At 56.2% G+C, this 12,179-nt stretch carries 13 protein-coding genes and 1 tRNA gene; 3 read left to right on the top strand and 11 right to left on the bottom strand.

Going from position 1 to position 12,179, the window contains the following annotated elements; all coding sequences use genetic code 11:
• Position 1: 1 nt before the first annotated feature.
• From B1757_RS11935 to B1757_RS11900, 8 genes are all read right to left on the bottom strand, one after another.
• Positions 2 to 77, bottom strand: a tRNA-Ala gene (locus B1757_RS11935).
• Positions 78 to 123: 46 nt separating this feature from the next.
• Positions 124 to 882, bottom strand: a complete 759-nt coding sequence (locus tag B1757_RS11930) for an MBL fold metallo-hydrolase (protein WP_101538513.1) — start codon at positions 880 to 882, stop codon at positions 124 to 126.
• Positions 879 to 1,652, bottom strand: coding sequence for a TatD family hydrolase (locus tag B1757_RS11925; RefSeq protein WP_101538512.1), 774 nt, complete (start codon positions 1,650 to 1,652; stop codon positions 879 to 881). The genes B1757_RS11930 and B1757_RS11925 overlap by 4 nt, the downstream gene beginning before the upstream one ends.
• On the bottom strand, positions 1,652 to 2,440 hold the full coding sequence (gene rlmB / locus B1757_RS11920) for a 23S rRNA (guanosine(2251)-2'-O)-methyltransferase RlmB (protein ID WP_101538511.1): 789 nt from the start codon (positions 2,438 to 2,440) through the stop codon (positions 1,652 to 1,654). Before rlmB ends, B1757_RS11925 begins: the two co-directional genes overlap by 1 nt.
• Entirely contained in the window at positions 2,433 to 2,903 is a 471-nt protein-coding gene (locus B1757_RS11915; protein ID WP_253253841.1) for a hypothetical protein, read from the bottom strand. Before B1757_RS11915 ends, rlmB begins: the two co-directional genes overlap by 8 nt.
• 7 nt (positions 2,904 to 2,910) lie before the next feature.
• Positions 2,911 to 3,330, bottom strand: a complete 420-nt coding sequence (locus B1757_RS11910; RefSeq protein ID WP_172437698.1) for a hypothetical protein — start codon at positions 3,328 to 3,330, stop codon at positions 2,911 to 2,913.
• Between the two features lie 90 nt (positions 3,331 to 3,420).
• A complete protein-coding gene (locus B1757_RS11905) occupies positions 3,421 to 4,458 on the bottom strand; it encodes an AI-2E family transporter (protein ID WP_101538509.1) in 1,038 nt (345 codons plus the stop codon).
• 36 nt (positions 4,459 to 4,494) lie between these two features.
• The gene (locus B1757_RS11900; protein WP_253253840.1) at positions 4,495 to 5,352 is read right to left on the bottom strand and encodes a PHP domain-containing protein; all 858 of its coding nucleotides are present in this window, start codon (positions 5,350 to 5,352) and stop codon (positions 4,495 to 4,497) included.
• A 103-nt stretch (positions 5,353 to 5,455) separates the two neighbouring features.
• On the opposite strand from B1757_RS11900, the gene B1757_RS11895 reads away from it, so the two are divergent.
• Positions 5,456 to 6,181, top strand: coding sequence for a hypothetical protein (locus B1757_RS11895; protein WP_101538507.1), 726 nt, complete (start codon positions 5,456 to 5,458; stop codon positions 6,179 to 6,181).
• A gap of 66 nt (positions 6,182 to 6,247) precedes the next feature.
• Here the strand turns inward: B1757_RS11895 and B1757_RS11890 are convergent, their stop codons facing one another.
• Complete coding sequence (locus tag B1757_RS11890; protein WP_101538506.1) at positions 6,248 to 6,850, bottom strand: peroxiredoxin; 603 nt, start codon at positions 6,848 to 6,850, stop codon at positions 6,248 to 6,250.
• Between the two features lie 252 nt (positions 6,851 to 7,102).
• Between B1757_RS11890 and fdxA the strand changes: the two genes are divergently transcribed.
• Both fdxA and B1757_RS11880 read left to right on the top strand, forming a co-directional pair.
• A complete protein-coding gene (fdxA, locus tag B1757_RS11885; RefSeq protein WP_101538505.1) occupies positions 7,103 to 7,426 on the top strand; it encodes a ferredoxin FdxA in 324 nt (107 codons plus the stop codon).
• Positions 7,423 to 9,090 carry an ABC transporter ATP-binding protein gene (locus B1757_RS11880; protein ID WP_101538504.1) on the top strand — a complete coding sequence of 556 codons (1,668 nt, stop codon included), beginning with the start codon at positions 7,423 to 7,425 and terminating at the stop codon, positions 9,088 to 9,090. The genes fdxA and B1757_RS11880 overlap by 4 nt, the downstream gene beginning before the upstream one ends.
• A gap of 28 nt (positions 9,091 to 9,118) precedes the next feature.
• Here the strand turns inward: B1757_RS11880 and B1757_RS11875 are convergent, their stop codons facing one another.
• Both B1757_RS11875 and B1757_RS11870 read right to left on the bottom strand, forming a co-directional pair.
• Entirely contained in the window at positions 9,119 to 11,170 is a 2,052-nt protein-coding gene (locus B1757_RS11875; protein ID WP_101538503.1) for a transglutaminase TgpA family protein, read from the bottom strand.
• Complete coding sequence (locus B1757_RS11870) at positions 11,170 to 12,174, bottom strand: hypothetical protein (protein ID WP_216360877.1); 1,005 nt, start codon at positions 12,172 to 12,174, stop codon at positions 11,170 to 11,172. The genes B1757_RS11875 and B1757_RS11870 overlap by 1 nt, the downstream gene beginning before the upstream one ends.
• Positions 12,175 to 12,179: the final 5 nt, after the last annotated feature.

Raw genomic sequence — 12,179 nt, 5'->3', positions numbered from 1 at the left:
CTGGTGGAGCCAAGCGGGATCGAACCGCTGACCTCTTGAATGCCATTCAAGCGCTCTCCCAGCTGAGCTATGGCCCCGATGTCGCGTAATATAGGGATTTACCCCTGAACTGTCAAACACTATTTACTGCTCAAGCACCAATCCGTCATAAGCGGGGAAAATGTTGGCCGGAAGTTCTGCGGCAAACTGCGCATAATCAAGATCGTGGGTCATGTGCGTAAAAATAGTCTGCCTGGCGGCAATGCGGCGGGTCCAATACAGAGCTTCTTCCACATTCAGATGGGTGGGATGGGCTTCATAGCGCAGGCAGTCGAGGATCAGCAAGTCCAAATTTTGCAGTAACAGCAAGCTTTCATCGGGAATACTTTTGAGATCCGTCAAATAGGCCACATCCCCAAAACGGAAACCAAGAATAGCGAGTTTGCCATGCATAATAGGAATAGGCGTAACCAGTAACTTGCCAAAAGCCCTAGGACCCTCGAAACGCTGCATGGAGAGGGAGGGTTTTGCCCAGGCGGCATCGGGGGGCAGAAAACAATAGCGAAAGCGGGTTTCCAGTTCTGTGGCCGTTTTTTCATCGGCATAACAGGGAATGACGACTTTCTGGGCAAAGTTGAAGGCGCGCAGGTCGTCAATGCCGTTGATGTGATCTGCATGAAAATGGGTATAGAGGACGGCACTCAGTTGCTGTACCTGAGCATCCAGCATTTGCTGACGCAGGTCGGGACCGGTATCTATCAGCAAGACTGTATCATCCTGTTCTATCAGAATGCTGGCGCGGCGCCGGCGGTTGCGTGGATCAGGACTATGACAAACAGGACAAGGACAGGCAATGACTGGTGTGCCGGCGCTGGATCCGGTTCCCAGAAAAGTGATTTTCATGCAGGCACCGTCGGGATGAATAGTCGATGAAAGTTGGCGGTTGTTTGCTGGGCCAGCTCGACCAAAGATTCGCCGCGCAAATCAGCCAGAAATTCTGCGACATGAAGTACATAAGCCGGTTCATTACGCTTGCCGCGCATGGGTGTGGGAGCCAGATAAGGCGCATCAGTTTCCACCAGCAGGCGATCCATCGGCAACTTGCGGGCTACAGCTTGCAGATCCAGCGACTTCTTGAAAGTCACGATCCCCGAAAGGGAAATATAAAACCCCATATCCAGGGCAGCGCGGGCAAAATCCCAATCTTCTGTGAAACAATGGATAACCCCCCCGCCAGCCCGGGCATCTTCGCTGCGCATCAGGGCCAGAGTATCGGCAGCAGCGGCACGGGTGTGCACAATCACCGGTTTGCCAGTGGCCTTGGATGCGGCAATATGACGGGCAAAGCGCTCCTGTTGCCAGCGTAAATCGCCTTCACTGCGAAAATAATCCAGCCCGGTTTCCCCGACTGCCACCACTTTTTCGGCAGAAAGCGCTGCAAGCAGACTCTCCATACTCGGCGTTTCATCTTCCGGCTCGTTGGGATGTACCCCGGCAGCTGCCCAGATGCCATCATTTTCTGCGGCAAGGGTCTGAACCCGTGCCCAGTGCTGCTGAACCACGGCAGCAATGAGGATTTCATCGACTCCTGCAGCACGGGCGCGCTCCAGAATGGCTTCCCGATCTTCGGCAAAATCTTCAAAATCCAGATGACAATGGGAATCTACCAGCATTAGGTAACCTGTGGGAGTGAAAGACCGGACATATTCTCGACTGTTTCAGACTGTAACCCAAGCACCTGACGTTGGCGAGCAGCTTCAAAAAGGCAGATGCCGGTAGCCACCGACACATTGAGGCTCTCCATGGCTCCTGCCATGGGAATGTGGGCCAGATAATCACAATGTTCGCGCGTCAGGCGCCGCAATCCTTTACCTTCTCCGCCCATGATCATCACCAGGGGTATTTTCAAATCCAGCGTATAGAGACTTTGGGATCCATCACCAGCCATCCCGACCAGCCAGAAACCATTTTCCTGTAAAGCACTTAAAGCTCTGGCAAGATTAGTCACCGTACAGACTGGCAGGCGTGACGCAGCACCGGCCGCAGCCTTACGCGCTGTGGCATTTACCGGACAGGCATTATCCTTGGGCAATATAATAGCGTCGACGCCTGCTGCCTCGGCACTGCGCAAGCAGGCGCCGAGATTATGGGGATCCAGTACCCCGTCAAGCACCAGAATAAATCCCTGTCCTTGCAGCTCAGCCAAAATATCCGAAAACTCAGGCGCCGCTTGCTGCAGCAAAATGCCCGCTATGCCTTGATGCTTTTCTGTATTGAACTTGCGTGCCAGTGCAGTATGCCGCAATTCATGTATCACCAGATTCTGGGCTTGCGCTTTCTCCAGTAACGGCTTCAAACGCGCATCGCTTCTGCGTTCCGTAGCCACCCACATGGCGCACAATTCACCCGCATCCAAGGCAGCCTCAATGGCATGGACACCATACAGCTGCTCTTCAGGCATGTGACCCACCGTCTGGTTTGTTCATGTCATGCATACATCGTTCTTCGGGCGGAAGAAATTCCAAACCGATACGGGCAAAGGCTGCCTGCTCACTTTCTGCGGGAAGCTGATCCCAACCAGCCCTGCTCCGGCAATACGCCACCCATTCATGAGGACCGGTATGGGCTATTTGAGCAAATCCCCAGGCTGGTTTTTCCACCTGATAAAACTTCACCGCTATGCCTTTGTGACTGCTGGCCTCACGGCGACCAGGCACAAAGGATTCAAACAGCGAGCAGGAACTTAAAAAATGATCCCAGTTTTCTGGCGTCAAAACGCCTTCGCGCAAAAATTCCAGGCGAGCAACTGGCCAGATACCCCGCCGCAGGGGGCCGGTGCGTTCGAGACGCCAGCCCATACCTTCCGCCCATAGCAGTACGGCTTTTTCAAATGCCAACCCGTCCTGGCGTGCTTGCTCTGACACGCTTTACCTAGAAACTGTCGAAAATATCATCGACAATGTTATCGGCGACTGCAAATCCGGCACCGAGACCCAGCCCTGTCATCACATTACCCAAAAAACCACTGCCCATACCTGGCTGGCCCTGCATGGGAGCATTCCAGGGACGCTGCTGCATGTTAGGGTTCATACCCTGCTGGTTCATGCCCTGCATCTGCATTTCCAGTTGCTGAATGCGTTGGGCCATCTGCTGCATCATCATCCCGATATTCTGCTGCTGTTGCTGTAGATTCATGGCCAGACCGCGCAACTCCATATTGATTTCACGGGCGGTCATGTTATCCGGAGCCAGGCTGTTCACCCGCCCGGCCACCTGTTGCAGAGCCTGCAGATTATTCTGGGTCTGTTGCTGTAATTGGTTGTACTGCTGATCCAACATTGTGTAGTCCATGATACGCTCCTGCTTCACGAAAAAACCTGGTCATTAGATCATTAAAAGCGACTTACGTTCCTGATATGTACCAGGACATAATCTCAAAAATCATTCCTGTAAACGAATACGGCGTTCCCAGGCCCGCCAGACGCCCCGCGCCAGCAGAACCAGAATAGGGCCGATAATCAGTCCGATCAAGCCAAAAGCTTCCGCACCTCCGAGGATACTGAAAAACACTAGAAAAAACGGCGCTTGGGTTTGTGATCCGGTGAGTAGCGGACGGACCACCAGATCGGCCACGATGATCACAAAAAAGCCCCAGCCCAATACCGCCAGGCCGGCTATCCAATGCCCGGTGAAGGCCAGCCAGATGGTGGCCGCTCCCACCACCGCCGTCGCACCAAAAGGTAGGGGCGAAATAAGGGCCGTAGCCACCAGCCAGAGTGGCCAAAGAGCCAGGCCAGCCAGAGCATAGGCAATACCTATAAACATGCCTTCGATGACACCCACACCAATCAGGCCAATCAATACTGAGCGGGCGGCATCCCGACAGGCGGTCAAAAAGCGATCTCCCCGATCCCGCCCCCAGAGTTGCGTGGTGCCCAGACGCAGAGCCTCGGTAATGCGCTCGCCATGCAGCGCTAAAGCAAATACCGTGAGGGCCGCAAAAAAAGTATGCAGGGTAAAAATCCAGAGCTGGCTCAGTGAGTCGGTAATGATGCTGGCATGGCTACTGATGAAGGAGGACATATACGCGCCATTCAGGGTACTCAAATGGTAGCGTAACCAATGCCCAATATAAGGGATCTGCATCACCTCGGGAGGCACCATCAGCAAAGAGTTTCCCGACTGCCAGCGGGCAATCAGCAGGGCCACCTTGGGCAGAATGGTATCGACAATAATCACTGCCGGAATGATGATAATGGCTATCCAGGCGATGGCATGGATCAATGAACCCAACCAACGCGGCAGGTGAAAAGCTTTTTCCAGGCGCAGTTGCCAGGGCCAACCGACGGTAGTCAGCACCGCCCCCATCAGCAAAGGGCCGGTAAATGGACTCAGAGTGTAGGCTGCTCCCGCGTAAATAAGCAGTAGCAAACCCAAGCCCCATAGGCCATAGCGTGAATTTTCCTGTTCTTTGGGCACCGGTTTCCCTCGGGGCAATTACCTGATATCAGGTGATCAGTGAAGCTGGATACCAGCCCGGGCCCAGACCGGCTCGACCCCATCAGGTAAAGGCAGCAATTGACCGATAGCTGCATGGCCTATATCTGGGCCGTGAAAATCGGAGCCAACCGAGCCTAATAAACCCAGCTCCCTGGCCAAACGTCCAAGGTGCTCCCGATCACCGGCGGCCTGACTGCCGGAACAGACTTCCAGGCCCACACCACCCGCCTCACGGAAAGACGTCAACAAGGTACGCAAGCGGCTGGCACTGAGCTTGTAACGTCCGGGGTGGGCGAGGATGGCAGAACCGCCGGCGCTGTTAATCCAGTGCACAGCTTCGGTCATGGGAATCCAGTCACTGGGCACATAGGCCGGACAGCCCCTCCCAAGATATTTGCCAAAAGCCTCACTGGCATCCGCGCAATGGCCCGCACGAACCAGCCAGCGACCAAAATGACTGCGCCCGACCATACGGCTTCCCGCCATAGCGCGGGCACCCGCTTCGGCCCCGGAAACACCGGCAACTTCCAGCAGACGGCTGATTTCGGTGGCGCGCCAGTCACGGAATGCCATGATTTTTGCCAACCCCTCTTGCAAAACGGCATTCTCTGGATCCACAAAAAGGCCAACAATATGAATGCCCTGGGTTTCCCATTCACTGGATACTTCAACTCCGGGTATCAACTGTACGCCCAGTTCGGCGGCCTTTTCGCCCGCTTCCGCGAGACCGGCCGTATTGTCATGATCCGTCAGGGCCATGACCTGCACCCCCGAATCATGGACCCGCTGGACCAGATCATGGGGGGTCATGGTGCCATCAGAGGCGAGGGAGTGCATGTGTAAGTCAATGGGGGAAAACATTTTCGCTTGCATAAAATTCATTCCTGAGCTTGGCGGATACCCTTTGCTGCTGCATCCTGACGATTCCATGCTAGCATATCACGCAGTACTTCTTTGGGCATATCAGGAGATAACCGTGGCGCTGATACTTGACATCGCCGAAGCGCAAAAGCGCTTTGAACAATATACCCAGTCCGTTCTGGCTGCTTTTGCCAGCAGTGGCATCGCCACAGGCGAACAAATCACGCCGCCTATGATTGTGGATGCCTTGCGGCAGTTGTTTACCGTGTTAAAGAATGATGTGGCTGAATGGGATCCCAGCCTGCCCGAAGATGAGCCCGAACGCATTGCTGATCTGACCATTGGCTTGCTCATGGATCTGGCCACCTGGGCAGATCGTCTAGGTGAAAAACAGGCCAAAATCGCCCTGGAAATGATCACCGTCAGCATTGCAGCCTGGCTCTGCTCCCAGCACGGCGCTTTGCACACCCTCGAACCGGTGGTCAATGGTCTTGCGGTACTGGCAAATAGTAACAACGAGCCGGATGCGCTAAAACCACTGGCGCATTTGATGGGTGAAGTAGTGAGCGCCGCCTCAGCGGACTATGCTGCAGACCTGGACAGCGCCGACCCCCAACGTCCCTGGCGCATCTTGTTGCTGAACTGGGGGATTACGGCCACCCGCGCCCAGGACACTGGCGAAATGCGCAAAGCTTTTGCCGCCCTTACCCACCATCTCCCCGTCGACGCCAACACGTTTTTTCAGGAAGGCATGCAGCAGGTCAGTCGAGGCGATTTCCCCGATGAGGTCAAAACGGTGATGGCCGAAGCAGCTAGCAAGGCAGGACATAGCTTGCATTGATCCAGATTCACGCAAAAGGCCCGGTAGCAGGGTGCTCCGGGCCTTTTTCAACGCAGTGTAAAGGCGTTACAGATCTTTGCCGTGCTTGGCCAGAAAATCTGCCACACCAGCGCCGGTGGGGGTCATCCCGGCTTTACCTTTTTCCCACTGAGCCGGACAGACTTCGCCATGCTCTTCGGAAAACTGCAAGGCATCAACCATGCGAATCATTTCATCAATATTGCGGCCCAGGGGAAGGTCATTGACGACCTCATGGCGAACCACACCCTGACGGTCGATCAGGAAGGAGCCACGCAGCGCCACCTCATCATTGAGCAGCACGTCATAATTGCGGGCAATACTTTTGGATAAGTCGGCGACCATGGGCAACTGGATCTGGCCGATACCGCCTTTTTCTTCGGGGGTATTCTTCCAGGCCAGATGGGTGAAATGAGAATCGACGCTGCAGGCGATCACTTCGGTGTTGCGACTTTTGAATTCTTGCAAGCGATGATTGAAGGCCAGGATTTCCGAAGGACACACAAAGGTGAAGTCCAGGGGGTAAAAGAAAAGTACCGCATACTTGCCTTTGATATGCTGGGAAAACTGGAATTTCTCATTGATGCTGTTGTCCGGCATGACTGCCGGAGCCACAAAGTCAGGGGCGTTTTTACCTACCAATACTGCCATGGGAATTTCCTCCTTGTCCGTTGCTGGGATAAAGTCCAGATTTGAACTATAGCGAATTCTCTGAAGCCTTGCTATTCGGGCCTGTTTGGCCAGTGCGCTCGCTGGTCATTGCATCGTTCATCAGTCGTCATTGACCATCGCACCGAAATAGTGGGCAGGCGTGCGGCCTTGGGCTAGAATAGGCGCCCAGATTGCCGGGACAGCCCGGCCACCCTTCAACCGAATAGAGAAAAAGCCAAGGAGCCGGCCCCCATGACCTACGTGGTGACTGAATCATGTATCAAATGCAAATATACGGACTGTGTGGATGTCTGTCCGGTGGACTGTTTTCGCGAAGGTCCCAATTTTCTGGTGATTGACCCCGACGAATGCATTGACTGCACCCTTTGCGAGCCAGAATGTCCTGCCGGGGCCATTTTCCGGGACGATGACATGCCTGAGGGACAGGAAGCATTCGAGGAAATCAATGCCCGTCTGGCCAAGGTCTGGCCAGCCATCATCCAGAAAAAAGCCGCGCCGGAAGACGCGGACGCCTGGCTGGAAGTCAAGGATAAACGCGGCCTGCTCGAAGAGTGAGCACCCCTGGCGCCCCCGCCGCGCTAAGCTCCCGGAGTTTTCAGCGCCTCCTGGCTCTGGTGCGTCCCTATCGGGGGCGCATTGCCGTAGCGATGTTGTTCATGGTGATTTCCGCTGCGGCCATGGCGGCCATGGCTTACATCATCAAGCCCGTTCTGGATAAAATATTCATCGACCATCAGGCTAACATGCTGGTTTGGTTACCCTTGGGCGTCATTCTCATTTATGCGGTCAAAGGTTCTGCCGATTACCTCCAGGCCATCAACCTCGCCAGAGTGGAGGAAGAAGTCCTGCGCGGTTTACGCGAAAAACTCTTTGCTCATACCCTGCGCCTGCCCCTGCAAGTACTGATTGATCATAGTCATGGCAGTACCCTGTCACGCATGAGCCTGGACCTGACCTTGCTGCAACAGGGACTGTCGGTGATGGCACGCTTTTTTTTATCCAGTTTTCAGATATTTGGCCTGCTTTTCGTGGTGTTTTACATGAGCTGGCAACTGGCGCTGATCAGCCTCATCACCCTGCCCATTGCTTTTTATCCTCTGATTCGTTTTGGTCAGAAACTCCGCCACAGAGGGAATACACAACAGGAGCAAATGGGGGAAATCATGGATCAGTTCTCCCAGAGTCTGCGCGGCGTGGAAGTCATCAAAAGCCAGGGCGGGGAACCCTTCGAAGCGAACCGCTTTGCCCGCCAGGCCCAGCATTACTTTAACTTGATGATGCAAATTGCCCGGATTCAGAAAGCCACCGTGCCGGTCATGGAAATGATCGCGGCACTGGGTATCGCCGCCATTATTTACCTCGGTGGTAGCCAGGTAGTCAGTGGTAACATGAGTACCGGCGCTTTTTTCAGTTTTTTTACAGCACTGGGCTTAATTTATGAACCCTTACGACAGCTGTCCTCCGCAAACAATCAATTACAGCAGGGACTTTCGGCAGCTGATCGTTTGTTTGCCTGGCTGGATCAACCTGCAGAACATAGCGATACTTCACCCAGCCCCCAGCCCTGGGGAACCTGGCAATGTCATGGTCTGCGCCTGCAACTGGGTGTGGAGCAAATTCTCCAGGGATTGGATATCTCCATCCCGCCCCTGAGCACCACGGCCATCGTTGGTCCCAGCGGCAGCGGAAAAACCAGCCTGGTGCGGGTCATTCTGGGTTTGCTCCCGGCCAGTGCAGGCAGCATCAGCGTCGCCGGTACCGATAAATCGCGGATACCCGATGGCGATTATCGCCGCTATTTCAGTTTTGTGGCCCAGGAACCGGTGTTGTTTACGGGAAGCGTCCTCAGCAATATTGCCTATGGCGAAAGCCAGCCGGATCGCCAGCGCGCCGAAATAGCGGCGCGACAAGCCCATGCCTGGGACTTTCTGGCGCGCAGTGGTGGGCTGGACAGCATGATCCAGGGCAATGGTGCAAACTTTTCAGGCGGGCAACGCCAGCGCCTCGCCATTGCCCGGGCCCTGTATCTGGATCGCCCGGTGCTGGTCCTTGACGAGGCCACCAGCAATCTCGACAGCGAAAGCGAAGAACGCATTGCCGAAACCCTAGCGGAATTACATGGTCTGAAAACCATCCTGATCGTCGCCCATCGCCCCCGCACCACCCGCCTTGCCGATCAGGTCATCCGTCTGGAGCGGGGAAAACGCCTTCAGGGCTGACCGAAAAAGGCCCGGCATGGAGCATGTGCTATTGCTCATTGCGCAATTGTCCCATCAGTTCGCGCAATAGCGCATCACCCCGGGCATCGGGATGGGAACCATAACGCTGGATCTGATACTGCTGCAGGAGCTGCTGACGGATCTCGGGCGGACCGGCCAATGCCGCACAAAAAGCCTTTTCCTGCCCGGGTCGGGAATCTTTCAGACCCAGTTGCCGCAGTGCCTGAATGGCCCGTTCCCGCCAATAAAGCGCCGGATCACTGCTGTTGTCCCCGCGCCGCTGCCGCAAGCGGATACCAAGCAGCAACAGCAGCAAGGCCGATATACCCAGTAGCACTTTCCAGGCCGGTTGGGCGAACTGGAAACGGGTGTGGTGAAGCGGCCCCTGTAGCGGTTTTTGTGCCGCTGCCCCATGCTGGAAGAAATGCAGGAACTGCAAGCCTGCCGCCGTCCACAGAGCCCTTTGTTTGGCGGGTGTCAGATCAATGACCGTATTCACCCATTCCCACTGCAACCAATCCCAGAAGCGCTGCGAGACGGGCACCTGATCCTGGGTCATGGCGCCATTATTCCCGGCATTTTGTCCCTCAGGGCCAAGGCTTGCCGGGGTGGCATCCAGACGCACCCAACCCGCTCCCGGTAACCAGGCCTGCACCCAGGCATGGGCCATACGTTGACGAATCAACCAGTAATTACCGACGGGATTGTATTCTCCGCCGTGATAACCGGTCACTACCCGCGCCGGTACCCCGTCCAGGCGCAGCAGGAGTGCCAGTCCGCCAGCATAATATTCGCAAAATCCGGTATGGGAATGCAGGAGAAAATCCGCCATGCTCTGGCCGTGGGGATAGGCCGCCGGTGCTTTCAGGCTGTAGTGAAAGGACGGGCCATGAAACCAGCGCGTCAGGCGGCTGACGGTTTGCGCGGGGGAATCCCCGGCCAGACTTTTGGCCAGCACCCGAACCGCAGGCGAGGTGTTCTCCGGCACCTGCAGGGCGGCATGGCGTTCTGCCTGACTCAGGAACAAAGAGGGCGGACTCCCCGACCAGACTGCGTAGCGCAACGGCAGGGACGGCGCTTTTTGCAGTTGCAGGACGCCATCCAACTGTACCTGAAATGTCTCGGGAATTTGCCAGCGTCGGGGGTAAGACAAGGCAAATAGATAGCGGCTGTCAGCGGGACTGAGGACAATTTCCTGATGGGTGAGTGCGGCATTCCGCGGGATTCCAGGTACTGATTTTTGTGGCGCGGCTGGAGAGCTTTGTGGAGAGGGCGGGCCCGGTACCCAGGTGTTGCCTTGGTCCCGCCACAAAATGGCGCCCACCCAGTAGAGCTGTTGCGGATTGCGGGGCTGCGGCTGGATCTGGGCGCGAAACGCAACGGCCGGGTCCAGAGCCAGACGGGTGATCTGATCAGGCGACAAGTCGGCGCTGAATCCTGAGCGCGCGGAAGCTTGGGGTGGCCCCCAGGCCCAGAGTGGGGTCGGAGTGCGTGGCAGGAGCAGAAAAAACACACCCGTCATGGGCAGCAGCAGGCACATGAACAGTACGCTGAAAAACAGCATATAGCGAAAATCACGTCCCTGCAGGACATTACTCCCCCGTTCCCGGGCGGCATCTGCCAGGGGCTGCCAGAGCAAACCCAGCAGCGCCAGATATAAAGTCACCAGCAGATAAATGCCGAGCAGGAGATCAACCCGCAACCAGGCAGCCAGCCCCATACCCAGCAGTACCAGGGCAGCCACCTGATAAAAATCCCGCTGGGAGCGCATTTCCAGGGCTTTGACGGCCAGCAGAATTAATACCGACTGGCTGGCAATGGCCAGCCAGTTACCCCAGCCTGAAAGGACAAAAGCCAGCAGCAGAAACAGCAGCCCCCCGGACAAGCGCAAGGGTGCCGTAAACCACACAGGCTGCCGCCGCCAGGCTCCGTACAAGCCCAGCAGGGTGGCCAGCAGCCAGAGTCCCAACGCCCAGAATGCCACTTCCCTGCCCAATGCCAGCACAACCAGCGCGCCCATCATCGCTGCCAGTAATGGTCCGATCATGTGTACGGGAATGTGGGAGCTGCTTCGGGCCATCAAAGCACCTTCCGGGGTAACCCGGCGAAGCGCTGGCCCCATTGCCGGAACTTCTGGGTAATACTCAGGGCTGCGGCTTCCATGTCAGAATCAGATTCCGGTGGAAAGGGCGGCAGTTGTGCGAGCAACAGCAAAGCCTGATCGGAATGCACCCGCCCCTGCCCATTCAAAGTACCCGTGGGCATTTGCAACTGCCAGAACCAGCCCTGGGACCAGGCCTTTTCCAGTGCTGCCCGAAAAATCTGCAAGCGTTGTTCCCTTCCATAATCCTGCCATTGCGGGGCCTCCCAATCCAGCAACAACGCTGCTTGTCCGGATTTTTCCTGCTCCCGACCGGGAAAGGTCATGTTCCCTGAAAAATTTTGCGACCAATCCACCCGTCGCCAGACAATCTGATGCAAGCTTTCTCCGGGACGCCAGTCACGAATCCAGAGGAAATCACCCTGCCCGCCCGCTTTGTCCGTAGCCTCATGCTGCTCGCCCGGATCACGGAGAGCAGGCACCGCCAATCCCACAGCCGGAGCAACCCAGGGCATATCGGCCACGCTCACAGGAATCTGCTGCCCTCTCCAGACGAAAGAAAAGGGGAACGCCGAACCCATCTTTAATGCCGGCAGAGGGGGTTGCCCGCGTCGGGGTGGACACCAGCGCAGGGTAAGCACGGCTTCCTGGCGCGCGGCGATGCGCGTCACGGCCTGGCGGGATGCGCCGAGTTGCAGCTCCATTAACCATAAGGGCCAGGGCTTGTTATTATGGATTCGCAGCAACAGATCACCAGTTTCTTCCGCACTCAAAATCTGACCCGGCTGCAGGCGAACTTCTACCCGCCAGATATTGGCCAGGGCCACAAAACCCGATAGCACCATCAGAGACAACATCATGGATACCAGCAGAAAAAGCACATTATTACCCGTATTGACGGCGGCAAAGCCCAGCGCCAGGGTTAACCCGACAAAGACCTTGCCGGGACGGGAAAGTCTCACCTCACGTTTTTGACGTTTCATGATGG

This window comes from Acidithiobacillus marinus, from assembly GCF_002847505.1.
GTDB lineage: Bacteria > Pseudomonadota > Gammaproteobacteria > Acidithiobacillales > Acidithiobacillaceae > Acidithiobacillus > Acidithiobacillus marinus.
This window is presented reverse-complemented; position numbering and strand designations above follow the sequence as displayed.

What these genes read in the sequence shown, in the direction of transcription:
- B1757_RS11930 (WP_101538513.1), bottom strand. Translation starts at nt 882, where the DNA reads ATGAAAATCACTTTTCTGGGAACCGGATCCAGCGCCGGCACACCAGTC.
- B1757_RS11925 (WP_101538512.1), bottom strand. Translation starts at nt 1,652, where the DNA reads ATGCTGGTAGATTCCCATTGTCATCTGGATTTTGAAGATTTTGCCGAA.
- rlmB (WP_101538511.1), bottom strand. Translation starts at nt 2,440, where the DNA reads ATGCCTGAAGAGCAGCTGTATGGTGTCCATGCCATTGAGGCTGCCTTG.
- B1757_RS11910 (WP_172437698.1), bottom strand. Translation starts at nt 3,330, where the DNA reads ATGGACTACACAATGTTGGATCAGCAGTACAACCAATTACAGCAACAG.
- B1757_RS11900 (WP_253253840.1), bottom strand. Translation starts at nt 5,352, where the DNA reads ATGCAAGCGAAAATGTTTTCCCCCATTGACTTACACATGCACTCCCTC.
- B1757_RS11890 (WP_101538506.1), bottom strand. Translation starts at nt 6,850, where the DNA reads ATGGCAGTATTGGTAGGTAAAAACGCCCCTGACTTTGTGGCTCCGGCA.
- fdxA (WP_101538505.1), top strand. Translation starts at nt 7,103, where the DNA reads ATGACCTACGTGGTGACTGAATCATGTATCAAATGCAAATATACGGAC.
- B1757_RS11875 (WP_101538503.1), bottom strand. Translation starts at nt 11,170, where the DNA reads ATGGCCCGAAGCAGCTCCCACATTCCCGTACACATGATCGGACCATTA.
- B1757_RS11870 (WP_216360877.1), bottom strand. Translation starts at nt 12,174, where the DNA reads ATGAAACGTCAAAAACGTGAGGTGAGACTTTCCCGTCCCGGCAAGGTC.